The organism is Anaeromyxobacter sp. Fw109-5, from assembly GCF_000017505.1.
Taxonomy (GTDB): Bacteria; Myxococcota; Myxococcia; order Myxococcales; family Anaeromyxobacteraceae; genus Anaeromyxobacter.
Genome location: NC_009675.1, coordinates 3,124,108 through 3,148,568, shown reverse-complemented (window position 1 = coordinate 3,148,568; position 24,461 = coordinate 3,124,108). Strand labels below are relative to the sequence as shown.

The window sequence follows — 24,461 nt, the reverse complement described above, 5'->3', positions numbered from 1 at the left end:
AGCATCCCGTTCTCGCGTGGCCCACCGCGGATCGCACACCCTCCTCCTCGCGCTCCTCTCGCTGGCCGCGCCCGTCGTCTCGGGCGCGCAGGTCGCCGCGCCGCGCCTGGTGGTGGAGGGGGAGGAGCCGGTCGAGGAAGCCCCGGCGCCGGTTCCGCCTCCGGCCGGACTGCCCGAGGCCGGTCATCCCGAGCGTAGCGTCCCCGCGACGGCGGAGACGCCGAGTCGAGGGACCTCGACCTCGACCGCCGCGGAGCGAGCTCCAGGGACGCCGGAGCTCCCGCGCGCCGAGGGGGCCCGCCGCATCGTGCCGGTCTCGACCACCTACGCGCAGCTCGTGCGCCGGTGGGAGGAGCGCCGCGCCGCGCTCCGCGACGGGGATCCCGCGCGCGCGGACGCCGCGGCGCAGGCGCTCCTCGCCGCCCGCAGCGAGCTCGGCGTCGAGAACCTCTTCGCGCTCGCGGTGGTCGAGGGGCGGGCCGCCTCGCGCGCGCTCGACGCCGGCCTCACCGCCGCCGCGGTCGCGCACGCGGAGCTCGCCGTGGCGCTCGCGCCGGATCTGCCCGACGCGCACCTCGGGCTCGCCCACGTCCGGCTCGCCGAGGCGCCCGGTACGCCGGGGCCGGTGCTCGCCTCGCTGAGCGCCGCCGCGTCCGCCGCAACGCGCGATCCCCAGACGCGCCGCGCCTTCGTGGCGGACGTGCTCGCCGCCGCGCTGGCCGCCCTCGTCACGGCGTCCGCCGCCATCGTCGTGCTCCTCCTCGGGCGCCGGCTGCCGCTCCTCGTGCACGACTTCCACCACCTCCCGCTCGTGCGCGGCACCGCGCGCGTCCAGGCGGCGTTCCTCGCCGTGGTGCTCCTCGCGCTGCCGTTCGCGTTCGGCCTCGGGCCGTTCGTCTCGCTGGCGGTGCTGGCGCTCGCGTCGGCGCCGTATCTCTCGCGCGCCGAGCGCGCGGTGGTGGCGGGGGCCCTCGCCGCGCTGCTGGCGGTGCCCTGGGCCGCGGGCACCGCGGCGCGGCTCACCGCCTGGAGCGGCACGCTCGCGGAGCGGATCCACGCGGTGGAGCACGGCGCCGCGGCCGACGCGGACGTCGCCGCGCTCGAGGCCGCCGCCGAGGCCGGGCCGCCCCCGGCCGCGCTCCACGCCGCGCTCGGCAGGGCGGCCAAGCGGCGCGGCGATCTCGAGGCGGCCCTGCGTCACTACCGCGCCGCCGCGGAGGCGGACGAACGCTTCCCGGAGCTCTCCGTGAACGAGGGGAACGCCCTCCTGCTGGAGGGCGATCTGGAAGGAGCGCGCGCCGCGTACCTCGCCGCCAGCGACCGCGCCGCCGGCGATCCGCTCGTGCTCGGGGCGGCGAACTACGGCCTCTCGAAGCTCTACCTGCGCGCCTCCGACATGGAGCGGAGCGCGGCCTCGCGCGCCAGGGCGGAGGAGCAGGCCGGCGAGTTCCTGCGCGCGCGGGGCTCCGACGACGACTTCTCCCCGAACCGCTGGCTCGTCGATCTGCCGGTGCCAGAGGCGCGCCTCGCCGCGCTCGCGCGCGCGGATGGGACCGCGGAGCGGGTGCGCGGCTGGACGGAGGCGCGGCTGGCCGGGGCGCTGCCGCGCGGCGCGCTGCCGTGGGTCGGGGCGGCGGTGCTCGCCGGCCTGTGGCTGCTCGCCGGGCTCGCGACCCGGCTGCGGCCCGCGTTCGCGTGCGAGGGCTGCGGCGGCCCGGCGTGCCTCCGCTGCGGTCCCGCGTCCGAGGTCCGCTGCGGCCAGTGCGTGAACGCCTTCGAGCGCCGGGGCCTGGTCGACGCGCGCGACCGGCTCCGCAAGGAGGCGCAGGTCCGCCGCCACGCGAGGGCGCGGGCCCTCTCCACGCGCATCCTGTCGATCGTGGGAGGCGGCGCGGGCCAGCTCTGGAGCGGCGCCCCGGTCCGCGGCGCGGCGCTCCTCGTCGCCCTCCTGTTCCTCGGGTTCGTGATCTGGTTCTGGCGGGGCGTGCTGCCCCCGCCGCAGCCCACGCCGTGGGTGCTCGCGGGCAAGCTCGCCGTCGCGGCGCCGCTCGCCGCGCTCGCCTGGGCGCTCGCGGTGCGCGACGCCTTCCGGCGCACCCGCTGACGGAGTCGCCATGGCGCTCACCGGCACGCTGAAGGACTTCGGGATCGCGGAGATCCTCCAGCTCATCGGGCAGCAGGCGAAGACGGGCGTGCTCCACCTGCACGGCCGGGGCGACGAGATCCACATCGCCATCGCCGACGGCTCCGTCGTGCGGGCGGAGGCGGCCGGGCGCAAGGCGCGCGAGCGGCTCGGGAACATGCTGGTGCGGGCGGAGCTCCTCACCCCGGACGCGCTCGAGCACGCGCTCGACGTCCAGAAGCGCACCCTCCGCCGTCTCGGCGACGTGCTCGTGGAGGAGGCGCTGGTCTCGAAGGCCGCGCTGAGGGAGATGACCGCCCTCCAGACCACCGAGACCGTGTACCGCCTCTTCCACTGGAAGAGCGGCACGTACGCCTTCGAGCCCGGCGAGGTGGAGTGGGACCGCGAGACGGTGACGCCGCTCCGGGCCGAGTCGGTGCTGATGGAGGGCTTCCGGCAGGTGGACGAGTGGCCGATGATCCGCGGGCGGATCACCTCCACGGCCATGACCTTCGAGCGGCTCCGCCCGCTCGAGGGCGCCCAGCCGGCCGCGGCGCGCGGGGGCGACGACGTGGACGCGGCCTTCGACGCCCTCGGCGACGAGCCGGTCGAGCGCAAGGGCGAGTTCGCGACGCTCGGCGCGAACGAGCGGCGCGTCCACGCGCTGGCCGAGCCGGGCCGGCCCGTCGAGAAGATCGTCGACCTCTCGCGCCTCGGCGAGTTCGAGACGTGCAAGGCGCTCCTCTCCCTCGTGAACCTGGGGTACCTGCGGCCGATCGCGCCCGCGCGCCGGACCGCCGCGGTCGGCGCGTACGGCCGGGAGGGGTGGGGCTCCCGCCTCCGGTCCGCCGGCGTGAGGGTCGCGGCGACCGTGGCGCTCGCGGCCGCGCTCGCCGGGATCGTGACGTGGGTCGACGAGCGCGGGCTCGTCGCCGAGCGGGGCGACGCCGCGGTGGGAGACAATGCGGGTCAGCGCTTCCTGGCGCGCGGCCACCAGGCGCGGCTGCGGGGCGCGCTCGAGGTGTATCGCGCGGAGCGGGGCGAGTACCCGCCGTCCCTCGGCGCGCTGGTCGAGGCCGACCTCGCGAGCGCGCGGGATCTCCGCCATCCCTGGCCCGCCGAATGGTACTACCGGCGTACGGCCGAGGGCCGATTCGTGCTCCTGCCCCCCGTCGAGTAGGCCTGCGTCCGCGTGCCGCGCGGGATTACACCGGTTATCGTGCGAGGAGAGGACCGCGGCGCGCAGGCAGCGCGGTCCCGGAGGAGACGCTTGGGCCAGAGCGCAGCGGAACCGCTGAAGACGGCGAGGCTCGATTTTCCCGACAACGACAAGGTCCGCGCGCTCTGCGGAGCGCACAACGAGCACCTGAAGCTCATCGAGCGCCGCCTGGGCGTGCAGCTCGGCCTCCGCGGCGGCCAGCTCGTGGTGGCCGCGCCTGAGGAGGCGCGCGTGGCGGTGGCGGAGGGGCTCGTGCGGGAGCTGTACGAGCTCGTCGAGGACGGCTACCCGCTCTACCTCGAGGACGTCGACCAGGCGACGAAGCTCGCCGGCCAGGGCGTGCCGCTCAAGGAGATCTTCGGCGAGACGGTCTTCGTCTCCTCGCGCCACCGGATCATCACGCCCAAGGGGCTCGCGCAGAAGCGCTACATCCAGGCGATCCGCGACAACGACATCGTGTTCGGCATCGGCCCGGCCGGCACGGGCAAGACGTACCTCGCCATGGCGATGGCGGTGTCGTTCCTCGTCGAGCGCAAGGTGAAGCGGATCGTGCTCACCCGGCCCGCGGTCGAGGCGGGGGAGAAGCTCGGGTTCCTCCCCGGCGACATCGCCGAGAAGGTGAACCCCTACCTCCGCCCGCTGCACGACGCGCTGTTCGACATGGTGGACTACGAGAAGGCGACCGCGTTCATGGAGCGCGGGACCGTGGAGGTCGCGCCGCTCGCCTTCATGCGGGGTCGCACCCTGAACGACGCGTTCATCATCCTCGACGAGGCCCAGAACACGACCGAGGAGCAGATGAAGATGTTCCTCACGCGCCTCGGCTACGGCTCGAAGGCCGTCGTCACCGGCGACGTCACGCAGGTCGACCTGCCCTCCGGCCGCGGCTCCGGGCTCATCGAGGTGCAGAAGGTGCTGCGCGGCGTGGAGGGGGTCGGCTTCTGCCAGTTCAGCGAGGTGGACGTGGTCCGCCACCCGCTCGTGCAGGAGGTCGTCCGCGCCTACGACGTGTACGAGGCGGAGCGCCGGGCGCGGGCCGACGCCGCGAAGGCCGAGCGCGAGCGGACGGCCGTGCAGGCCACCTCTTCCCAGGACGCGGAGCGACCGAGCGGGGGCGAGTAGCACCCCACGTGGGAACGTGGAGCCCCGCCGAGGGTTTCCAGGCCGGAGCTGGGGGACCCCGTTGCCAGGGGCCCGCCTCGGTGCGAGGCTGTCGCGCCGTGTCCGAAACCAACGAGGCCCAACCTCCCCCGGCCGCCACCCCACCGAGCGCACGGCGACGGTCGGACTGGCTCGGCCGCGCCATGAGGCTCGCGCTCGTCGTGGCGATCTCGGCCGTCGCGGGGATGCTGCTCGCGCCGTTCGCGGCGCACCGGCTCCCGGGCCCCGACGCGCTGGGCCTCCCCGCGCCGGCGACCATCAAGGCCGATCGCGACTACGACATCGTCGACGCGGAGGCGACCGCGCGCCGCCGCGCCGAGGCCTCCTTCGCCGAGCGGCCGGTCTACGACCACGACTCGGGCGCCGCCGACGAGGCCGTGGCGCGCGTCCACGCGGCGTTCGAGCTCATGCGCGGCGAGGAGGAGGCCCTGCGGGAGGCCGCCCCTGCCGGTCCACGCGACGGCCGCGAGCTCGAGCGGCGCTACGCCGTGCAGCGCGACGCGTTCGTGGCGCGGCTCCAGGTGCTCGTCGAGGACGGGGCCCTCTCCGCGCTCGCGCAGGCCCGCTTCTCCGAGGCCATCGAGCGCGATCTCGCGGCGCTCGCGCTCAAGGGGCTCGAGGGGCTGGTGGTCGAGGACGCGAAGCTCCTCCCCGCCGGCCGCGATCCGGCGTTCGCCCTGCGGACGTTCCGCGACGGGCGGCTGAAGGGCGAGCGGACCCTCGCCGATCTCTCGTTCGTCAGGACCGTGGAGCGGGCGCGCGACGAGGTCGCCCGGACCGCGACGGCCAGGCTCGAGCGGTACCCGGCGGCCGTGCGCGCGGCGATCCAGCGGCTCGCCGTGGCGATGGTGCGGCCCACGCTCGTGCACAACCAGGCCGAGACCGAGCGGCGGAAGGCGGACGCCGCCGCGCGGGTGAAGCCGGTGGTGATCCCCGTGAAGCGCGGCGAGAAGATCATCGGCGACGGCGAGCGGCTCGAGACCCGGCACCTCGTCGTGCTGGACGGGATCCGCGCCCAGCGCCGCGGCGAGGACATCGCGCACGTCCGCCTGGGCGGCGGGGCGCTGGTGGGGCTCGTCGTGCTGCTGCTCTGGGGGTACGCGCGTCGCAACTTCCCCCGGTTCCGGCCCGCACGCCGCGACGCGATCCTGATGGCGGCGCTGCTCCTCGGGACGCTCGCGCTCGGGTTCGTCGGCTTCACCGTCGCCGACGCGCTGCACGAGCGGTTCACCGGCCTGCCGCCCCCGTCGCTGCAGTACCTCGTGCCCTTCGCGGCCGGCGCGATGATCGTCCGGCAGGTGCTCGCGGCCGAGACGGCGCTGCTCTTCTCCCTCGCGGCGGGCCTCTCCGCGGGGCTGCTCGCCGGGCAGTCGATGTCCTTCGCGGTCTACGCGACGCTCACCTCCCTCGCGGCCGCCGGGCTCGTGCCGGGGAGCCGCGATCGCGCGGGCCTCTTCCGCGCCGGGCTGGCGGTCGGGCTGGTCGGGGCGGCGGTGACCGTCGCCATCGGGCTGCACGGCGGGAAGGGCGCGGCCGAGATCTCCGTCGCCGCCGGCGCCGCGCTCGCGGGCGGCGCGCTGCTCCTCCCCGTCGCGGTGGTGGGGATCCTGCCCGCGGTCGAGGGCCTCTTCGGCTACGTCACCGACGTGAAGCTCCTCGAGCTCGCGAACCTGAACCACCCCGCGCTCAAGGAGCTCATCGTCCAGGCGCCCGGGACCTACCACCACGCGATCCTGATGGGATCGATGGTCGAGGCGGCCGCGCAGGCGATCGGCGCGAACCCGCTGCTCGCGAAGGTCTGCGCCTACTACCACGACCTCGGGAAGATCCGGAACCCGGCCTTCTTCGCCGAGAACCAGCGCGGCGAGAACCGCCACGACACGCTCGCCCCCTCGATGAGCGCGCTCATCATCAAGCGGCACGTCACCGACGGCCTCGAGCTCGCGCGGCAGTGGAGGCTCCCGAAGGTCGTCGCCGACGCCATCCCGCAGCACCAGGGCACCCGGCTCGTCGGCTACTTCTGGGCCCGCGCCCAGAAGCAGGCGGCGGAGGGGAGGGGGGCGCCGCCGGACGAGGCGCTGTTCCGCTACGCCGGACCGAAGCCGCAGTCCCGCGAGACGGCCCTCGTGATGATCGCCGACTCCTGCGAGGCGTCGTCGCGCGCCCTCGCCGACCCGACCGAGGAGGCCCTCCGCGCCCTCGTCTCGCGGCGGGTGAACGAGATCTTCAGCGAGGGCCAGCTCGACGAGTGCGAGCTCACGTTGCGCGATCTGAACGCCATCGCGGGGGCGATGGTGAGCGCGCTCGAGGCCATCTACCACACGCGCCCGGCCTACCCGCCGCGCCCCGGGGAGGAGCCCCCGCCGGCGCCGTCCATCCAGCTCCTGGCGAAGCCGTGACGGTCCGTCTCTCCTCGGAGCACCCCCGCGGGCGCAGCGCCGCCCGGCGCCTGCGGACCCGGGCCGCCGCTTACCTCGCCGCGCTGGGACGCGCCGACGCGGAGATCTCCATCCTGCTCGTCGGCGATCGCCGCATCCGCGCCCTGAATCGCGAGTGGCGCGGCAAGGACGCGGCCACGGACGTCCTGTCGTTCCCGCTCTCCGAGCCGCCGGGGAGTGGGCCGCTCCTGGGCGACGTGGTAATCTCGCTCGACACCGCCGCTCGCAGGGCGCGCCAGGAGCGGCGGGCGGTCGGCGCGGAGCTCGACCGGTACCTCGCGCACGGGCTCCTGCACCTGCTCGGCTACGACCACGAGCGGCCCGCGGACGCCAGGCGGATGGCGCGCAAGGAGGCGGAGCTCGCGCGGGCCGAGGGGCTCGTCGGCGCGGCGCTCCGGGAGGGCGGGCCCGCGCGCGCCGCGGAGACCGAGACGTCATGGACCCGTTCGCCGACATCGACCTCGACTCGGAGTCCGTCTGGCTCGACGGCGCGTGGTACACGCGCGAGGAGCTCGCGCGCCGGATCAGGGAGATGATCGAGGCGGGGGACTTCCGCGTCTCCCGCCCCAGCCAGGCGCTCGAGCGGCTGGAGGCGGCGCTCGCGCAGGCGCGCATCGTCACCGTCCGGATGCCCTCCGACCTCGCCGAGGCGGTCGGCGCCACCGCGAGCCGGCTCGGCCGCCCGGTCGGTCACCTCGTGCGCGAGGCGGTCGCGTACTACCTCGCCGCCGCGGCCGCCTACGGCGCGGCACAGGCGGAGCCGGCCGAGGACGCACCGGCCGCCGACGCCCGGAGACGTTAGGCAGTGGTTGCGCGCCGAGCGCCGGATCGGCAAGAGATCTCCTTCGCACGGACCCCGATGAAGCGCGCCCTCCCGTACCTCGCCGCGGCGGCCTCCGGCGCCGCGATGGCGCTCGCGCTGCCGCTCGTCATCCCGTTCCTGTCCATCCGGCAGGTGGATCCCGCCGGCTGGCTCGAGCCGGTGGCCTGGTTCGCCCTCGTCCCGGCGCTGCTCTCGCTCCGCGGCGCCCCCTCCGCGCGGGCCGCCTTCCTGCGCGGCCTCGTCGCCGGGCTCGCCTACTTCTACGCCGCCATCTACTGGGTCTCGAACGCGATGACCGAGTTCGGGGGGCTCTCCCTCGGGCTCTCGCTCGTCGCGCTCTCGCTGCTCGTGCTCTACATGGCGGCCCACTGGGCGGCGGCGTTCGCGGTGGCGTGGACCATCCGCGCGCGGCTGGGCTGGCCGCTGCACCGCCACCTCCCGCTCGTCTGGGTCGCCCTCGAGCTCTCGCGGAACTACCTCTTCTCCGGCTTCCCCTGGGCGAACCTCGGCTACACCCAGGTGCGCACGCTGCCCGTCGCGCAGCTCGCGGCGCTCGCCGGCGTCTACGCCATCGCCGCGCTCGTGGTGCTCGTGAACGCGGCGCTCGCCGAGGCCATCGCCGCCCGGCGGGAGGGCCGGCCCCTGCCGCGCGCGGCGCTCGTCGCCACCGCGGCCGCGCTCGTCGCCGCGGTGGCCCACGGCGAGCTTCGGCTCCGGCACGTGCGGGCGCGGATGGCCGAGGCGCCGAAGCTCACCGTCGGCGTGGTCCAGCCGAACGTGAACCAGTCGGTGAAGAACAAGGCGCGCGACAACCGGGACTACATCCTCGAGCGGCTCGTGCCGCCCACCCTCGAGGCCGACCGGCGCGGCGCGGACCTCGTCGCCTGGCCGGAGTCGTCCTACCCGATGTACCTCTCGCCGGGCGTCCGCTCGCTGGCGGCGCCCGGGTACGGCCTGCCGGAGCTCTCCCGCGCGCACCTGCTCATGGGCGCGGCCACCATCGAGCGGCTGCAGGGGGAGGACGGCCGGCGGAGCTCGCGGGTCGGCAACGTGAACCTGCTCCTCACGCCCTCCCTCGACGTCCTCGGCGCCTACCAGAAGCACCACCTCGTGCCGTTCGGCGAGTACGTGCCGCTGCAGGAGTGGCTGCCGTTCCTGAGGCAGGTGGTGCCGAGCTTCGCGCCCTCGGCGCCGGGCTCCGCGCTCGCCGTGCTCGCGTTCCCGGAGCCGCAGGGCGCCCGGCGGGAGCCGCCCGGTCCCGCGGGCGGCCGCAGCGCCGGCGGCGCGCTCGGGCTCGTCGCCCCGGCGCGCGCGGCGGAGCCGCCGGCCCGGGAGTCCGTGCGGCTCGCGCCGATGATCTGCTTCGACGCCATCTTCCCCGAGATCAACGTCGCCTTCGCGCGCCAGCCGCTCGAGCCCGAGCTGCTCGTGAACTCCACGAACGACGCCTGGTACGGCTACTCGTCGGGGCCCTATCAGTTCCTGGCCATCGTCCGGATGCGCGCGATCGAGGCGGGCAAGGCGGTGGTGCGGCCCGCCTACGCCGGGGTGTCGGCCGTGCTGCTCCCGACCGGCGAGCTCGCGCCCGGCGCCCTCGAGATCGGCCCGGTGGATCTCGATCGCGCCCCCGATCCCGACGAGCCGGCGAGGCTGCTGCTCGCCGAGGTCCCGCGCTTGCGCGGGCGCACCCCCTACACTACAGTCGGCGACCTCTTCGCCTACGCGAGCGCGCTCTTCACCGCCGTGGCGCTCGCGGCGGCGCTCCGCGCCGGCCGCCGCCGCGCCGCGCGGACGTAGCGGCGGCACCCGAGGACGACACGCCATGGCCGGACCCACCAACGAACGGATCGCGGAGCTCGCGCACCGCCTGGAGGCGCTCCGGGGGTCCCTTTGACGTCGACCGCAAGCAGCGGCGCGTCGAGGAGATCGCCAGGCTCTCCGAGGACGGCGCGTTCTGGACGGACAACGCCAAGGCGCAGGCGCTCCTCAAGGAGAAGGCCCAGCTCGAGGCGGTGACCGCGGCCTACGCGCGCGTCCGCCGCAGCCTCGACGACGCGGAGGCGCTCGCCGAGCTCGCCGACGAGGCGCGCGACGAGGCCACCCGGCAAGAGGCCGCGCAGCAGTGCGAGGTGGTCGCGAAGGATCTCGAGGCGCTCGAGTTCCAGAAGATGCTCTCCGGCGAGCACGATCGCGCCGGCGCCATCGTCGAGGTGAAGAGCGGCGCCGGCGGCGTCGAGGCGATGGACTGGGCGGCCATGCTGTACCGCATGTACACGCGGTACTGCGAGCGCCGCGGCTGGTCGGTCGAGCCCGCGGACCTGGTGGCGGGCGAGGAGGCCGGCATCTCGCAGGCGTCGTTCATCGCCCGCGGCGAGTTCGCCTACGGCTTCCTCAAGGCCGAGCGCGGCGTGCACCGGCTGGTCCGGATCAGCCCCTTCGATCAGGCCGCGCGCCGCCAGACGAGCTTCGCGGCCGTCGACGTGACGCCCGAGATCGAGGACGACATCGTCGTCGACATCAAGGAGGCGGACGTCCGCATCGACACCTACCGCTCGTCCGGAGCGGGCGGGCAGAAGGTGAACAAGACCGACTCGGCGGTGCGCCTCACGCACCTCCCGACCGGCATCGTGGTCGCCGTGCAGAACGAGCGCTCGCAGCAGAAGAACCGCGGCGTCGCCTGGAAGATCCTGCGCGCGAAGCTCTACGAGCTCGAGGAGAAGAAGCGCGCCGAGGCGCGCGACGCCGTCGAGGCCACGAAGAAGGACATCGACTTCGGGTCCCAGATCCGCAGCTACGTGCTCCAGCCGTACCGGATGGTGAAGGACCTCCGCACCGGGGTCGAGACCGGCAAGGTGGACGACGTGCTCGACGGCGACCTGGACGGCTTCATCCAGCCGTACCTGCTCGGCGTGCGCCGGACGGACCGCCCGGTCGAGGACTGAGCGGGCGGCCCCGGGCACCTGCCCCGGCGGCGTGCGACCTCAGGCCGCTCGCGCCGAGGCGCACGCGGCGGCAGCGCCCGTCCTCCCTGGCCGCCGCGGGCGTAGACTGCGGGCAGGGGGGAGCGATGGGCGCCGCGTCCATCGACCTGTCGCAGGTTCGGCATCCGCGCGAGCGTCGCGTCGTCATCCTCTCCGTGGCGGCGAACCTCGCGATCGTCGCCGCGGCGGTGGCGGTGATCCTGCTGGCGCCCGGCTGGCTCTCCTCGCACCCGCGCGCGGCGGCGGCCATGGCCCGGGTGCGCCTCGTCGCGCTGGCCGCGGTCCTGGTGCTGCCGCTGCTCGGGTTCCTCCGCCTCGCCCGGTGGATGCTCATCCACGAGAACGCCGTCCGCGCCGGCCCCGACCAGCTGCCGCAGCTCCACGAGGTGCTCCGGCGGCAGTGCCGGACCCTGGGGATCGCCGAGCCGGCGCTGTACGTCACGACGCTGTCCTCGGTCGGCCTCTCCGACGCGATCGCGCTCGGCCGGGACGGGCCGCGCGCCATCGTGCTGGGGGACCGCCTGTTCGGCGGGCTCGACGGGCTCGAGGCGCGCCGGGACGTCTTCGCGTTCGTCCTCGCGCACGAGCTCGGCCGGATCGTGCTCGGGCACGCGAGCTGGAGGTCGGAGCTGCTGGCCGGATACCTGAAGCGCATCCCCGTCCTCCGCCTTCCGCTCGTCCGCGTCCAGACCTACTCCCGCGACCTCTTCGCGGCGCGCCTCGCGCCCGAGGGCGTCCGCGGGCTGATCGTCTCTGCGTGCGGGGGCGAGATCCTGGATCACGTGGGGGTCGCCGCGTTCCTGCGGGACGCGCTCGCGCCGCCCCCGCGGTCGCTCGCCGCGCGCGTCGCGGCCATGGCCCGCAAGGAGCCGCACGTCGCCGAGCGGCTGCGCGAGCTCCACCGCCACGGGCTGCTCGCGGTCGAAGCGAAGCTTCGGACGGGCGACGAGGATCCGGGCGAGAGGACGCAGGCGATCGCGCCCCGCGGCTCGCCGGCGTGATCCGGCGGTCGGCGCCGGGCCGCCGCGCCCTACTGCGGCGCGTACACGATCGGCTGGCGCGCCAGCACGAACCGGTCGATCGCGTCCACCGCCCAGCCCGGCAGGCCGAGGAGCTTCACGCCGCAGCCGGTGGGCTGGCGGCCGATGGTCGCGCTCTTCTCGCGCACGAAGGCGACCTCGCCCTCGAGGTCGATCTTGCGCCCGTCGGCGAGGCCGAGCCGGACCTGGAGGCGCGTGCCCACGGCGGGGGGGAGGGCGGTCGCGATGAACACGCCGCCGGAGTCCACCCGCCGGGTCGGCCCCACGTAGAAGTTGTGCTCGGACACGAGGCTCACGGTGACCTCGACGCGCGTCGGCAGGGGGCGCGAGCGCGGCTCGTCGACGAGCTCCTCGTCGATGAGCGCCATGAGATCGACGGGCTTCGTCCGCTGGCGCGGCGCGGCGAGCGGGCCGCCCGCGTCGAGGAGGCTCTGCGGCGACGGCGCGGCGAGGGCCGCCGCTGCCGGGGCGGGGCGGGGCGGCGGAGGGGCGGTGCCCAGCGCGCCGGGCGGCGCCACCCCGATGGTGCGCTCCACCACGACGAGCGGCCGCGAGAGCACCTCGGCGCGCGCCAGCGCGCGCTCCGCGCCGGCGACCGCCGCGAGCGGCTCGACCACCTCGCGGGAGGGCGCCACCATCACCACGCGCACTCCGACCCTGGCGGCGTTCGCCGCCGTGGTGAGGGCCGGGCCCCAGCTGCCGTCGGGCGCCGCGGGCAGGAGCAGGACGAGCACGTGCGGCGCCACGGCGCGCACGATCGCCTCGAGCTCGGTCGGGCCCGGCATGCAATGGATCGCGTAGCCCGCCCGCTCGAGGTGCAGGTGGAGCGCGATCGAGACGTCCGCGTCCGAGCCGACCACGAGGACGCGCGACGCCGCTGGCGCGGCCAGGGTCACGCGGTGCGGCCCCCCGTCTCCATCAGGATGCGGCGCTCGAGGTCGGCGCGGTTCGTGGCGTTGGCGAGCGCTGTGTCGAGGGAGATGTGCTTCGACTCGTGCAGCCGGTACAGGTACTGGTCGAAGCTGTTCATCCCCAGATCGGAGCCGGCCGTCTCCATGTAGGTCTTGAGCTCGTTGACCTTCGAGCCGTCGCGGATCAGCTCGCGCACGGTGCTCGTCGCGAGGAGCGCCTCCACCGCGGGCATGAGCCCGGCCGCGTCGGCGCGCATGAGGAGCCGCAGCGCGACGACGGCCTGGAGGTTGTCCGCCAGCCGGGCGCGGACCGTGTCCTGCTCCTCGGCGGGGAACAGCCCGACGAGGCGGCCGATGGCGCGGGGCACGTCGGGCGTGTGGAGCGAGGTGATGACGAGGTGCCCCGTCTCGGCGGCCTTGAGGCAGATGTCGGCCGCCTCGCGGTCGCGCAGCTCGCCCACCATGATGATGTCCGGGTCCTGCCGCAGCGCCGCGCGCAGCGCGTCGGTGTAGCTCGCCGTGTCCGACCCCACCTCACGCTGGATGACGAGCCCCTTCCCGCCCGGGAAGATGAACTCGATCGGATCCTCCACCGCGACGACGTGCAGACGCTCCTGCTGGATGATGTAGTTGATGAGCGCGGCGATGGTGGTGGACTTCCCGTTCCCGGTCGCGCCGGTGACGCACACGAGGCCCCGCCGCGCCTCCGCGATCGTGCGGACCACCGGCGGCAGGTTCAGCGTCTCGAAGTCTGGGATCTGGAAGGGGATGGTGCGCATCACCGCGCCCCAGCTGCCCCGCTGCTTGAAGATGGAGGCGCGGAAGCGCGAGACCCCGGGCAGCGAGTAGCTGCGATCCACCTCGCGGAAGTCGAGCGGCGCGAAGCCGGAGCCGGGCGCCTGCAGGACGAAGTTCGCGATGGCCTCCGTGTCCGCGTGGGTGAGCGCCGGGTACTTGGCGGCGAGCAGCTCGCCGAACACCCGGTACGTCGGAGGGTAGCCGACCTCGAAGTGCACGTCGCTCGCCTGCCGCTTCACCGCGAGCTGCAGGAACGAATGGAACATCTCCTCGCTGAGCGGGCCCTGGCCTTCCATGGGCCGCGAGTGTAACCGCCGGGCGGGCGAGGGCCAAACCGGCGCGCGAGGAAAGCTCCGCGCGGTGGTGGATGTCGTCCGGACGCCTACGCCGACCCCGGACGGCGGTCGCCGCGTGCGCCCGGGGGCCGAGCCGCCGGGCGCGCGGGCGCGCCCAGGAGCCGCGCGCGCTCGCGTGCGTGGCCCGGTCGCGGGGCAGCCCCTACCGTGAGGTGGTGCGAATCGCGATCGTCTCGACCCCTTTCGTCCCCGTTCCTCCCCCGGCCTACGGCGGGACGGAGCTCGTCGTCCACGCGCTCTCCCGGGCGCTCGCTCGCGCGGGCCACGACGTGACGGTGTTCGCCACCGGCGACTCGAGCGTCCGCGGCGTGCGCGCGCTGTACGAGCGGGCCGTGTGGCCGCCCGACCCCTACGCCGAGATCCTGCACTGCCGCTTCGCGGCGCAGGAGATCGCAGCGGGCGGCTTCGACATCGTCCACGCGAACGTGCCGGCCATGCTCGCCTTCGCCGACGAGCTGGGCCCGCCGCTCGTCTACACGCTTCACCACGCGCACGAGCCGGCGCTCGCGCGGTTCTACGCGCGGATCGACGATGTGCGCCTCGTGGCCATCTCCGCGCGGCAGGCGGAGCTCGCCGACCCGCCGCCGCACGACGTCGTCCACCACGGCCTGGAGCCCGAGCTGTACCCGCTCGCCGGCCCCGGCGGCGACGCGGCGTTCTTCCTCGGGCGGCTGGCGTGGTGCAAGGCCCCGGAGCTCGCGATCGAGGCGGCGGGGCTCGCGGGGGTGCCGATCACCGTCGCCGGGCGGGTGCACGGCGACGACGCGGCGCCCAGCGCCTGGAGGGAGGAGGTCCTCGGGCCGGCCCTGCGTCGCCGCCACGTGCGCTGGATCGACGAGGCGGACCTCGCCGCCAAGCGGCGGCTCTTCGCCCGCTCGCGGGCGCTGCTCGTCCCGTTGCGCTGGGAGGAGCCGTTCGGGCTCGTCATGATCGAGGCCGCGCTGGCGGGCTGCCCGGTCATCGCGTACCCGCTCGGCGCGGCTCCCGAGATCGTCGAGGACGGCCGGACGGGGTTCCTCGTCGGCGGCGTGCACGACATGGCCGCAGCCTTCCGGCGCGCCGCCAGGCTCGACCGGGCGGCGATCCAGGCGCGCGCCCGGCGCCGCTTCGGTGCGGATCGGATGGCGGCCGAATATCTCGCGGTGTACCGGGCCGCGATCGCCGCCCGCGCGCGCGGGCGCGCCGGGGCGGCCGCTGCCGGGGCGGAGGACGGATGGACGACGCTCGCGCAGTGACCCGCGCGCGCCCGGAGGACCTGCTCGGCTACTCGGACCCCTCGGCGCAGCCGGAGGCGACCGGCGTCGACAAGCTCGTCCTGAAGCGCGGCAACCTCTTCCTGGTGGCGAACCGCCTCGGCGACGTGTCGCCGGCGGGCGCGCGCGATCTGGGGCTGTTCCTCACCGACACGCGTCACCTGTCCTCGTGGAAGCTCGCCGTGCGAGGAGGGCCGCCGCTGTGCCTGTCCTCGCAGGTGTCGCCCGACTACGTGGCGCAGATCGACTTCACCATCACGAGCCTGCACGAGGGCGACCTGCTCGGGTGCGAGCCGGTGAACTACGTCCACCTGCGGCGAGACCAGATCATCGACGACGTGTTCGTCGAGCGGATCGTCCTGACGAACTTCCTCGATCGCCCGATGGCGTTCTGGCTCGAGATGGCCTGGGCGGCGGACTTCGCCGACGTCTTCGAGATCCGGGGCGCGCAGCGTGCCGCGCGCGGCACCTACGAGCTGCCGCGCGTCGAGCGGGACCGGGCGATCCTCCGCTACGACGGGCGGGATGGGCGCGGGTACGCGACGGAGATCCGCGTGGAGGGGCTGCGCGCGGACGGTGCGGCGCGGCTCACGCGCATGAGCGGGCGGGGTGCGCGCGTCGATCTCCACCTCGAGCCCGCCGGCAAGGTCGAGCTGTCGTTCGTGGTCGCGGCGGGGATCGAGCGCGGCCCGGCGGGCGGGCGCCGGGGGCGCGACGAGGACCGCGAGATCCCGCGCGGTCCCTCCGCGTCCTTCGACGCGCGCTCCCGCGCGACGCGCGAGGCCTACGACGCGTGGGCGCGAGGCGCCACCGGCTTCCGCTCGTCGAACGACCTCTTCGACCTCGCGCTCGGCCAGGCCGTCGCGGACCTGAAGGCGCTGCGCGTCTACCACTTCGGCGAGCCCGTGATCTCGGCCGGCATCCCCTGGTACACCTGCCCCTTCGGGCGGGACGCGCTCATCACCGGGTTCGAGGCGATGGTGGCGGTCCCGGAGGTGGCGCGGGACGCGCTCCGCTTCCTCGCGCGGCTGCAGGGCGCGGTGGAGGATCCGGAGCGCGACGAGGAGCCGGGGAAGATCCCCCACGAGATGAGGTTCGGCGAGATGGCCGCGGCGGGCGAGGTGCCGCACACGCCGTACTACGGCTCCGCCGACGCGACGCCGCTGTTCCTCGTGCTGCTCGACGAGTACGACCGCTGGACGGCCGATCGCGCGACCGTGGAGGAGCTCCTCCCGGCCGCCGAGCGCGCCCTGGGGTGGCTCGACCGCGCCGTCGACCCCGCGCGCGGCGGCCTCGTCCACTACGCGCGCCGCACGCCGAAGGGGCTCCGCAACCAGGGCTGGAAGGACAGCCACGACGGCGTGCCCTTCGCGGACGGCCGTCCCGCGGAGCCGCCCATCGCGCTCGTGGAGGTGCAGGGCTACGCGGTGGACGCGCGCCGCCGCATGGCGGGGCTCTACAAGCGCCTCGGTCGCGACGCGGAGGCGGACCGGCTGCAGGCGTCGGCGCGGACCCTCGCCGACGCCGTCGAGGCCCACTTCTGGATGGAGCAGAAGGGCACCTACGCCATCGCGATCGATCGCGAGGGCCGGCAGGTGGACGCCGTGACGTCGAACCCGGGGCACCTGCTGTTCTCCGGAGCCGCCTCCCCGGACCGCGCGCACCGCGTGATCGATTCGCTGCTCGGCGAGCGCATGTGGAGCGGGTGGGGGATCCGGACGCTCGCGGCGGGCCAGCCGGCCTACAACCCGCTGAGCTACCACAACGGGACCGTCTGGCCGCACGACAACGCGCTGTGCGCGATGGGCATGAGCGCGTACGGCGAGGTCGAGCGCGCGGGCGAGGTGCTCACCGGGCTGTGGCAGGCGGCGCAGCACTTCAGGCTCCTCCGGTTCCCCGAGCTCTTCTGCGGGCTCGGGCGCGACGGCGGCCGCTTCCCGGTGCACTATCCGGTGGCCTGCTCGCCGCAGGCCTGGTCGTCCGCGGCCTGGATGCTGCTCGTCCGCGCCGTCCTCGGGCTCTTCCCCGACGCGCACGCCCACACGCTGCACGTGCGGTTTCCGTGGCTGCCGCCCTGGCTGGACGAGCTCACGCTCGAGGGGGTGCGCGTGGGCGCCGCGCGAGCGACGCTGCGCTTCCTGCGAGGGCCGAGGGCGGCGTACGCCGAGGTGATCGACGTGCAGGGCGGACCGCTTCGCGTGCGGATCGAGGTGTGACGTCGGAGCCGGGCTCGAAAAGCGAGAGGCCGCCGGGTCTCCCCCGCGGCCTCTCCAGCTTTTGGGCGCCCCTGGGCGCGCCGACTAGGACGTTCCGCCAGACGCCTCACAGGAGACGAACGGCGGGGGGAGGAGTCGAGCGACCGACCTCGCTTCGACTTGGACGTGATACGGGAGGCGGGCCCTGCGGCTTCGAGTCTTTGGCTGGAGATTCTTCATGGCAGGGTCCTTGGCCGGCCTCCGGCGGGACTCGTGGATCCCAGACTACAATCCCCGTGCCGAGCCGATGCAGCGCGTAGGTGTAGTGGTTGCGGCATGTTACGGAGCCCCACGCCGGGACGTCGCTGTAAAAGCGACGGTGCGGGACAACGCCAGGGTACGGCAAACCCGGGCGAATGCGACCGGTGGAGGCTCGACCGCGCGGGCGCCGGCTCTTACGAATGAGGCGCAGGAGCGCCGGTGCGGCGCGTCGAGGGCTCATGTTCGTCGACATCGAGGACGTCTCCGAGAAGCTCGCCCGCGCCGGCTACCTCCCGTCCCGGGACATCGCGACCGCCGTGTTCCTCGCGGATCGGCTGGAGAAGCCCATCCTGGTCGAGGGTCCTGCGGGCGTGGGGAAGACCGAGCTGGCGCGCGCCTTCGCGCAGGCCTCCGGGCGCGCGCTCGTCCGGCTCCAGTGCTACGAGGGGCTCGACGAGTCGAAGGCGCTGTACGAGTGGGAGTACGCGAAGCAGCTCCTCTTCACCCAGCTCCTGCGCGAGCGGATCGGCGAGGCGGTGTCCGGCGCCGGGTCGCTCGCCGAGGCCGCGGACCGGATCGCGGGGGAGGGGAACGTCTTCTTCAGCGAGCGCTTCCTCGTGCCGCGCCCGGTGCTGCGCGCCATCACGAGCGCGGAGCCCGCGCTCCTGCTGGTGGACGAGATCGACAAGGCGGATCCCGAGCTCGAGGCGTTCCTGCTGGAGGTGCTCTCGGAGTGGACGGTGACGGTGCCGGAGCTCGGCACCGTGCGGGCGCGCCAGGTGCCGCGCGTGGTGCTGACCTCCAACGCCGCGCGCGATCTCTCCGACGCGCTCAAGCGGCGCTGCCTCCACCTGCACATCGACTTCCCCTCGAAGGAGCGCGAGCTCGCGATCGTGAGGGCGAAGGTGCCTGACGCGGCGGAGGCGCTCTCGCGCGCGGTCGTCGCGGCGGTCGCCAAGCTCCGCGCCCTGGACCTCAAGAAGGCGCCGTCCATCTCCGAGACGCTCGACTGGATTCGGGCGCTCGCCGTGCTGAACGCGACGGAGCTCGATCCCGCGCTGCTCGACGACACCCTGAACCTCGTCCTCAAGTACGAGTCGGACCTCGCCAGGGCGCGCGAGCGCAGTGGTGAGCTGCTGGCCGCGGCGCAGCTCGGCTGAGCTCGCGGCGATCGCGGCTCAGCCCCTGGCGGACGCCGCGCCCTGCATGCGCGACGGCACCTGCACGAGCTCCTCGCCGGGCAGGACGAGCGCGGTGAGCCGCCCGCCGTAGACGCAGCCCGTGTCTATGCCCAGGCAGGACACGCCCGGCGCCGGCGTGTCGCGGATCGGCTCCACGAGGCTCTGCGGGTGGTGGCCGTACACGACGCGCTCGGGGCCGGCCCACACCTCGGCCCAGCGCCGCACCCCCGGCTCGCCCGCGTCGCCGCGCACGCGTCCCACCGGGCGGCCCTCCGCGTCCACGTAGCGCAACCGGACCATCCAATCCGGCGGCTGCGCGGCGATCGGCCTGCCCGGCAGGAAGCCAGCGTGCACCGCGACCCACCCGTCGCCGAGCGCGATGGTCCGGGGGAGCGCCGCCAGCCAGGCGAGATCGTCGCGGCGCAACGCCGCGTGCTGCGCGGCGCGGCGCGGATCGAAGCGGACCGGGTTCGCGTGCCGCCGGTCCCAGCGGCGGCGCGCCTCGTGCGCCGCGTACCGCAGGTGCTTCTCCTCGTGGTTCCCGAGGACGCACTCCGCGCGGAGCTCCCGGACGCGCCGCAGGACGCCGATGGGGTCGGGTCCGCGATCGAGCAGATCTCCCAGCAGGACGAGCCGGTCGCGTCCGCGGGCGAACCCCGCGGCCCGGAGCAGGTCGTCGAGCTCGGCGGAGCACCCGTGGACGTCGCCCACGACGAGCGTGCGGCGCGGCGCGGCCATCTCGCGGAGAATGTAGCGCGCGCGAGGGGCAGCGGCAGGCGATCAGCGATCCGGCCGCTCGTCCCAGTAACCGTCGTAGCCGGCGATCGCCTGCGCGTCGAACGCGGACCCCACGCGCCGGTCCACGATCCGCCACTCGCCGGCCACGGGCGCGACGAGGTACTCGCTGACGGTCCGCTGCAGGCGCCTCCCGTCGGCCGCGGGGTCGAGGTGGTGCTCCTCGACCGTGACCACCACCGTCCCGCGCGGCGCGCGCCGCACCGCGAGCAGCTGGAACGAGTCGAGCACGCGCGCCCGCGCGGCGTCGCGCCAGAAGGCCAGGGGATGCGCCTCGCCGGCCGCCTCCATGCGCTCGAGCTCCTCCCGGGTCCGCGGCGCAGCGAGGCGCGTCGCGGCGGCGTAGTGATCGGCGCGGGCCGGGATCGCGACGCCCGCCCGCAGCGGCCCCCGCGGACCGGCGAGCCGTACCGCGTCGAGGAAGCGGAGCACCACCCGCGCCGGCCCGCGCAGCAGGTTCTCCCGCGGGGCGCCTCGGGCGTGATCGGCAGCCCCGGGCGAGGCGGTGAGCGCGAGCGCGACCAGGAGCGCCGATGTGGTCATGGGTCGTCCCGCTCCGGGCGCGCGGCGCCGGAGCGCCACGACACCTTCGGTCCATCGCGCCCCGCGCGCAATCCGCGCACGGGTACCCGCCGCCGGACGCCCCTCGTGGTCGCCCGCCCGTGACGCGCGAGGCCCACGCTCGGCCGGCGCCGCGGTGAGCGATGGCTAGATTGGCGGACGACACCGGGGCTATGCTCGGTGGCCGCGCGGGAGTCCTCTCGCGAACCGCCCAAACCAAATGGAACAGAAGCGCGTCCTCATCGTCGAGCCGGACAACGCCTTCGCCCTGTCGCTCTCCGCGCTGTACCGCGAGGACGGCTGCGCCACGCGGATCGCCGCGAGCGCGGGCGAGGCCGAGCGCGAGATCGCCACGCGGCGTCCCGAGCTCGTGGTCTCGCGCGCGGAGCTGCCCGACCTGTCCGGGTTCTCCTTCTGCGCGCGCCTTCGCAACGACCGCGCGACCGCCGGCTTGCCCATCCTGCTGTACTCGTCGGACACGCCCCCCGAGGCCCTCGCGCAGCACGCGCGCACGCCGTGGGCCGCGAACGGCTACCTCGCGATGCCGCTCGACACGGACGCCCTGCGCAAGCTGTCGGCGCGCATCCTGGCGGCCGCCGAGCCCATCGAGAGCGCGGACGACGCGGTCATCGAGGAGGGCGAGGACGGGGTCGAGCTCGCCGGCGCGCAGGACGAGGTCCCGCCCCGGGAGGAGGAGGCACCTGCCGGGCCGAGCGCCGCCCCGGAGCCGCTCTCCGCGGCGGAGCCGGAGCCGGCCTCGCCGGACGGGCCCGCGCCCGCCGAGGGCGCCGCCCCGCCGCCGGTGCCGCGCCGGGCCCGCAAGGCCAGCGTCACCGAGGACGACCGCCTCTTCGTCGACCGTGTCTTCCAGTCGATCGCCGAGCGCCGCTCGCTCGCGGCGGAGGCCGACCGCCGTCCGCCGCAGCGCCGGGAGCTGAAGGAGACGCCCGAGGGGCGCGCGCAGCTCCTCCGCGAGGACCTGCGCTGGCGCGAGGCGCAGATCGCGCGGCTCGCCGAGGTGTGGGAGGCGCGCGAGCGCGAGCTGTCCGTCTTCGACGAGCGCCTGCACGAGCGGGACGTCGAGCACCAGGCGCTGAAGGACGAGGTCGAGGACCTCACGCGACGGCTGGCGGAGGCGCGCGAGCTGTTCGTGCAGAAGGAGCGCGAGTACGGCGCGTCGATCGACGGGCTCCTGCTCGAGAAGTTCGGCCAGGAGAAGGAGCTCATCGAGGTGGTCGCCGCGAACGAGCGGCGCATCCACGAGCTCGAGCGCGAGCTGCGCGCGCGGGACGAGGAGCTCCAGTCCCGCGGCGCCGCGCTCGCCCGCGCCCGCGAGGAGGTCGAGGAGCTCGGGCGCGAGGCGCGCGCCGAGGAGCACCGCTACGAGGCGCGCGAGCGCGAGCTGCAGGACGAGATCTCCCGCCGCACCGAGGAGCTCACCGCGGCGGAGGAGGCGCTGGAGGAGGCGCGCGAGGCGGCCGAGGCCGCCGCCCGCGAGGGGGCCCAGCAGCTCGACGAGGCGGCCGCGCGCCGCCGGGCCCTCGAGGCCGAGCTCGAGCGGACCCGCACCGAGCGCGACGCGGAGGCCCGCTCGCGCGAGGCCGCGCGCGTCGAGGGGGAGGGCCGCGTCCGCGCCGCGGAGGCGGAGCGCGACCAGGCCCGGGCGGAGGCGGAGAACCGGCGCGCCGAGCTGGAGGGGAGGATCCGCGAGCTCGAGGCGTCGCTCGCCGACGGTGAGCGCGCGAGGGAGACCGACGCCCAGGCGGCGCGCGAGGCGATCGCCGAGCTCGAGCGCGCGGTGGCCGAGCGCGAGGCGACCGCGCGCGAGGGCGACGCGCGGCTGCGGCTGCTCGACGACGAGTACCGGCAGTTCCGGGACGCCGCGCGGGTCCGGGAGGAGGCGCTCGAGCGCGAGACGCAGGAGCAGCTCCAGAAGCTCGGCGAGGTCGAGGGGTCGCTCGACGCGCTCGGGCGCGCGTCGGCGGAGCGAGAGGCGGAGCTCCTGGCCGAGCTCGAGGCCGCGCGGGCCGCGCTGGACGAGGAGCGCGCGTCGGCGGAGCGGGCGGCCCGCGAGGCGGCGGCGGCCGCGGCGGTGCGGCAGGAGGAGGCGGAGCGGACGCTGGCGGGGGCGGAGCGGGCGCTCGCCGAGGCGCGCGCGGGCGCGGCGGCCCTCGCGAGCGAGCTGGACGCCGCCCGCGGCCGGCTCGAGGAAGCGGAGACGGCCTGGGCAGCGGAGCGGGAGGGGCTGCGCGGGGAGCTGTCGCGGGCGCGAGAGGAGCACGAGCGCCAGCGCGGCGCGGCCGACGGCGCGGCGCGCGAGCGCGACGCGCTGCGGACCGCGCTCGCCGAGCGCGAGGCCCAGCTCGACGTGCGCGGGGCGGAGCGAGACGAGGCGCGCGCCGCGGCCGAGGCGGCGCTCGCCGAGGCGGCGCGGGTCGCGGCCGAGCGGGACGCCGCGGCCGTCGCGCGTGAGGACGCGGAGCGCGGCGCGCAGGGGCTCGCCGACACGGTCGCCGCGGCGCGGGACGAGATCGCCCGGCTGACGGCGCACCTCGGCGACGTCGAGGCCGCCGCCGCGGTCCGGCAGGGCGAGCTCGAGGGGCTCCTCGCCGCGGAGCGAGCGCGGGGTGGCGCCCTCGAGGCCGAGCTCGCGGAGGCGCGCGCCGCGGTCGCGTCGCGCACGGCTGAGCTGGGCCAGGCGGAGGAGGCGCTCGCCGACGTGCGCCGGAGGCTGGAGCGGCGAGAGGGTGAGCTCACCGTGGAGCTCGCGGCGCGCGCCGAGGCCGCCCGCAGGGCGGAGGCGTGGGCGGCCGAGCTCGAGGCGAAGGCCGAGGAGCGGCTCCACCGGGCTGAAGCGCTCTCCGAGGAGCTGCGCCGCGCGCGCGAGGCGCTCGACGCGCTCTCCCGCGAGGGCGAGCGGAGGCAGGCGGAGCTGACCGGGAGGCTCGAGGCGCAGTCGGCGCTCCTCGAGGCCGAGCGCGCCGACAGGGAGCGGCTCGAGGGGGCGCTCGAGGCCGCGCGGGCGGAGGGGGCCGCGCAGGCGGAGACGCTCGCGCGGGAGCGCGACGCCGCCAGGGAGGCGGCGGGAGAGCTCGAGGCGCGCCTGGCGGGGGCGGAGGAAGACGGGGCGCAGCTCCGCGGCGCGCGCGACGCGCTGGCGACGGAGCTGGAGGCGCGCGACGCCGACGAGGCGGCCCTCCGGGAGGAGCTGCGTCGTGCCGTCGCGGCCGGGGACGCCGCGGAGTCCGAGCGCGTCCGGCTCGAGGCGGAGCTCACCGCCGAGATCACCGCGCGGGGCGACGGCGAGGCGCGCGCGCGGGCGCACGCGGCGGCCCTCGAGGACGAGCACCGCCGGCGCGAGGCGGAGCTGCTCGCGGAGCTCTCGAAGAAGACCGAGGCCGCCGAGGCCCTCCACGAGCGGTTCGAGGAGCTCGCCGCGGAGCGCGCGCGCCGCGAGGACGCGCTGCAGAAGGAGATCGCCGCGCGCACGGAGGCGCTGCACGCGGCCGAGCGTCGCGAGCGCGCGGCTGCCGAGACCGCGGCGGCGCGCGCCGACGAGGCGCGCCGGCGAGCAGCGGACGCGGAGGACCGGATCGCGCAGCTGCTCTCCGCCCGGGAGGCGTCCGAGGCGGCGCGGCTCGAGGCGCGCAAGCGCGTCGACGAGATCCAGGCCCAGCTCGCCGCCGCGGCGACCCGCGCGGACCGCGCCGAGGCGCGGGTGCGCGACGTGGAGCAGGCGCTCGCGTCCTCCCATCGTGACCGCCAGCGGATCGAGACCGAGCTGCAGGCGCGGATCGGCCAGGCCGAGACGCGCGCGGCGGAGCTCGCCGCTCGCGCCGATCAGGGCGCGCGCGACGCGGCCGTGGCGCAGGCGGCGCGCGCGCGCATCCAGGAGCTGGAGGCAGCGCTCGCGCAGGCCGGGCAGGCGCGGGCGCGGGCGGAGAGGGAGCTCACGGCGCGCGCGCAGGCCGCGGAGGCGCGGGCGGTCGAGACGGCCCGCCGCGTCGAGCAGCTCCAGGCGGAGCGCCGCGAGGTCGAGGGCCGTGGCATCCGCGCGGTCGAGGAGGCCCAGGCACGCTTCCGCGACGAGCTCACCCGCCGCGACGAGCTGCGGGCGCAGGAGCTGCAGCGGCTCCACGCCGCGCTGCAGGAGCGCGCGCGCCGCGAGAAGGCGCTGGAGCTCGAGCTCGCCAGGATCCGAGGGCCGGCCCGTGCCCCGGCGACCGCGCCGGCGGCGCCGCCGCCGGTCCCGGCACGTCCGGCGCCGGCCTCCGCGCCCCAGGGCAGGGCGTCCGCCGTGGCCGGCGCGCGCGAGGACTCGGGGGAGGAGTGACGGGCTCCCGCGACCTCGAACCCGCAGCGCGCG

17 protein-coding genes are annotated in these 24,461 nt (G+C 75.8%); 13 read left to right on the top strand and 4 right to left on the bottom strand.

Going from position 1 to position 24,461, the window contains the following annotated elements:
* The first annotated feature begins 16 nt into the window (after nucleotides 1–16).
* The 9 genes from ANAE109_RS13920 (at nucleotide 17) to ANAE109_RS23500 (ending at nucleotide 11,745) form a co-directional block, all read left to right on the top strand.
* Nucleotides 17–2,104, top strand: coding sequence for a M48 family metallopeptidase (locus ANAE109_RS13920; protein ID WP_143827972.1), 2,088 nt, complete (start codon nucleotides 17–19; stop codon nucleotides 2,102–2,104).
* A 10-nt stretch (nucleotides 2,105–2,114) separates the two neighbouring features.
* Nucleotides 2,115–3,302, top strand: a complete 1,188-nt coding sequence (locus ANAE109_RS13915; RefSeq protein WP_012097516.1) for a DUF4388 domain-containing protein — start codon at nucleotides 2,115–2,117, stop codon at nucleotides 3,300–3,302.
* Nucleotides 3,303–3,392: 90 nt separating this feature from the next.
* The gene (locus ANAE109_RS13910) at nucleotides 3,393–4,463 is read left to right on the top strand and encodes a PhoH family protein (protein ID WP_012097515.1); all 1,071 of its coding nucleotides are present in this window, start codon (nucleotides 3,393–3,395) and stop codon (nucleotides 4,461–4,463) included.
* A gap of 182 nt (nucleotides 4,464–4,645) precedes the next feature.
* Nucleotides 4,646–6,901 carry an HD family phosphohydrolase gene (locus ANAE109_RS13905; RefSeq protein ID WP_143827971.1) on the top strand — a complete coding sequence of 752 codons (2,256 nt, stop codon included), beginning with the start codon at nucleotides 4,646–4,648 and terminating at the stop codon, nucleotides 6,899–6,901.
* Nucleotides 6,898–7,476, top strand: coding sequence for an rRNA maturation RNase YbeY (ybeY, locus tag ANAE109_RS13900; RefSeq protein WP_012097513.1), 579 nt, complete (start codon nucleotides 6,898–6,900; stop codon nucleotides 7,474–7,476). Before ANAE109_RS13905 ends, ybeY begins: the two co-directional genes overlap by 4 nt.
* The gene (locus ANAE109_RS13895; protein ID WP_012097512.1) at nucleotides 7,473–7,742 is read left to right on the top strand and encodes a ribbon-helix-helix protein, CopG family; all 270 of its coding nucleotides are present in this window, start codon (nucleotides 7,473–7,475) and stop codon (nucleotides 7,740–7,742) included. The genes ybeY and ANAE109_RS13895 overlap by 4 nt, the downstream gene beginning before the upstream one ends.
* Nucleotides 7,743–7,799: 57 nt before the next feature.
* Entirely contained in the window at nucleotides 7,800–9,560 is a 1,761-nt protein-coding gene (gene lnt, locus ANAE109_RS13890; RefSeq protein WP_083776885.1) for an apolipoprotein N-acyltransferase, read from the top strand.
* A 25-nt stretch (nucleotides 9,561–9,585) separates the two neighbouring features.
* Nucleotides 9,586–10,705 (top strand): peptide chain release factor 2 gene (prfB, locus tag ANAE109_RS13885; protein ID WP_143827970.1). Its coding sequence is split into 2 segments (ribosomal slippage): nucleotides 9,586–9,654 and nucleotides 9,656–10,705, totalling 1,119 coding nucleotides; the frame shifts between segments, so codons are not numbered across the junction.
* 125 nt (nucleotides 10,706–10,830) lie between these two features.
* Nucleotides 10,831–11,745, top strand: coding sequence for a M48 family metallopeptidase (locus ANAE109_RS23500; protein WP_012097509.1), 915 nt, complete (start codon nucleotides 10,831–10,833; stop codon nucleotides 11,743–11,745).
* Nucleotides 11,746–11,774: 29 nt separating this feature from the next.
* On the opposite strand, the gene ANAE109_RS13875 is transcribed toward ANAE109_RS23500, so the two are convergent.
* On the bottom strand, nucleotides 11,775–12,680 hold the full coding sequence (locus ANAE109_RS13875) for a PilZ domain-containing protein (protein ID WP_012097508.1): 906 nt from the start codon (nucleotides 12,678–12,680) through the stop codon (nucleotides 11,775–11,777).
* On the bottom strand, nucleotides 12,677–13,789 hold the full coding sequence (locus tag ANAE109_RS13870; RefSeq protein WP_012097507.1) for a type IV pilus twitching motility protein PilT: 1,113 nt from the start codon (nucleotides 13,787–13,789) through the stop codon (nucleotides 12,677–12,679). The genes ANAE109_RS13875 and ANAE109_RS13870 overlap by 4 nt, the downstream gene beginning before the upstream one ends.
* 215 nt (nucleotides 13,790–14,004) lie before the next feature.
* On the opposite strand from ANAE109_RS13870, the gene ANAE109_RS13865 reads away from it, so the two are divergent.
* From ANAE109_RS13865 to ANAE109_RS13855, 3 genes are all read left to right on the top strand, one after another.
* Entirely contained in the window at nucleotides 14,005–15,084 is a 1,080-nt protein-coding gene (locus ANAE109_RS13865; protein WP_041449196.1) for a glycosyltransferase, read from the top strand.
* Nucleotides 15,063–17,318 (top strand): glycogen debranching N-terminal domain-containing protein, encoded by a 2,256-nt coding sequence (locus ANAE109_RS13860; protein ID WP_012097505.1) that lies wholly within the window; start codon nucleotides 15,063–15,065, stop codon nucleotides 17,316–17,318. The genes ANAE109_RS13865 and ANAE109_RS13860 overlap by 22 nt, the downstream gene beginning before the upstream one ends.
* A 479-nt stretch (nucleotides 17,319–17,797) precedes the next feature.
* Nucleotides 17,798–18,718: a MoxR family ATPase gene (locus tag ANAE109_RS13855; protein ID WP_041448349.1), complete on the top strand. Its 921-nt coding sequence runs from the start codon at nucleotides 17,798–17,800 to the stop codon at nucleotides 18,716–18,718.
* A gap of 18 nt (nucleotides 18,719–18,736) precedes the next feature.
* Here the strand turns inward: ANAE109_RS13855 and ANAE109_RS13850 are convergent, their stop codons facing one another.
* On the bottom strand, nucleotides 18,737–19,477 hold the full coding sequence (locus ANAE109_RS13850) for a metallophosphoesterase (protein WP_012097503.1): 741 nt from the start codon (nucleotides 19,475–19,477) through the stop codon (nucleotides 18,737–18,739).
* Nucleotides 19,478–19,519: 42 nt separating this feature from the next.
* Nucleotides 19,520–20,077 carry a hypothetical protein gene (locus tag ANAE109_RS13845; RefSeq protein WP_012097502.1) on the bottom strand — a complete coding sequence of 186 codons (558 nt, stop codon included), beginning with the start codon at nucleotides 20,075–20,077 and terminating at the stop codon, nucleotides 19,520–19,522.
* A 238-nt stretch (nucleotides 20,078–20,315) separates the two neighbouring features.
* Between ANAE109_RS13845 and ANAE109_RS13840 the strand changes: the two genes are divergently transcribed.
* On the top strand, nucleotides 20,316–24,428 hold the full coding sequence (locus tag ANAE109_RS13840; RefSeq protein WP_012097501.1) for a response regulator: 4,113 nt from the start codon (nucleotides 20,316–20,318) through the stop codon (nucleotides 24,426–24,428).
* The last annotated feature ends 33 nt before the right edge of the window (nucleotides 24,429–24,461 follow it).

Bases quoted from the DNA above. Each gene is read 5' to 3' on its own strand.
- ANAE109_RS13895 (WP_012097512.1), top strand. From the start codon at position 7,473: ATGATCGAGGCGGGGGACTTCCGCGTCTCCCGCCCCAGCCAGGCGCTC.
- lnt (WP_083776885.1), top strand. From the start codon at position 7,800: ATGAAGCGCGCCCTCCCGTACCTCGCCGCGGCGGCCTCCGGCGCCGCG.
- ANAE109_RS13905 (WP_143827971.1), top strand. From the start codon at position 4,646: ATGAGGCTCGCGCTCGTCGTGGCGATCTCGGCCGTCGCGGGGATGCTG.
- ANAE109_RS23500 (WP_012097509.1), top strand. From the start codon at position 10,831: ATGGGCGCCGCGTCCATCGACCTGTCGCAGGTTCGGCATCCGCGCGAG.
- ANAE109_RS13840 (WP_012097501.1), top strand. From the start codon at position 20,316: ATGGAACAGAAGCGCGTCCTCATCGTCGAGCCGGACAACGCCTTCGCC.
- ANAE109_RS13845 (WP_012097502.1), bottom strand. From the start codon at position 20,077: ATGACCACATCGGCGCTCCTGGTCGCGCTCGCGCTCACCGCCTCGCCC.
- ANAE109_RS13870 (WP_012097507.1), bottom strand. From the start codon at position 13,789: ATGGAAGGCCAGGGCCCGCTCAGCGAGGAGATGTTCCATTCGTTCCTG.
- ANAE109_RS13850 (WP_012097503.1), bottom strand. From the start codon at position 19,477: ATGGCCGCGCCGCGCCGCACGCTCGTCGTGGGCGACGTCCACGGGTGC.
- ANAE109_RS13860 (WP_012097505.1), top strand. From the start codon at position 15,063: ATGGACGACGCTCGCGCAGTGACCCGCGCGCGCCCGGAGGACCTGCTC.
- ANAE109_RS13915 (WP_012097516.1), top strand. From the start codon at position 2,115: ATGGCGCTCACCGGCACGCTGAAGGACTTCGGGATCGCGGAGATCCTC.
- ANAE109_RS13855 (WP_041448349.1), top strand. From the start codon at position 17,798: ATGTTCGTCGACATCGAGGACGTCTCCGAGAAGCTCGCCCGCGCCGGC.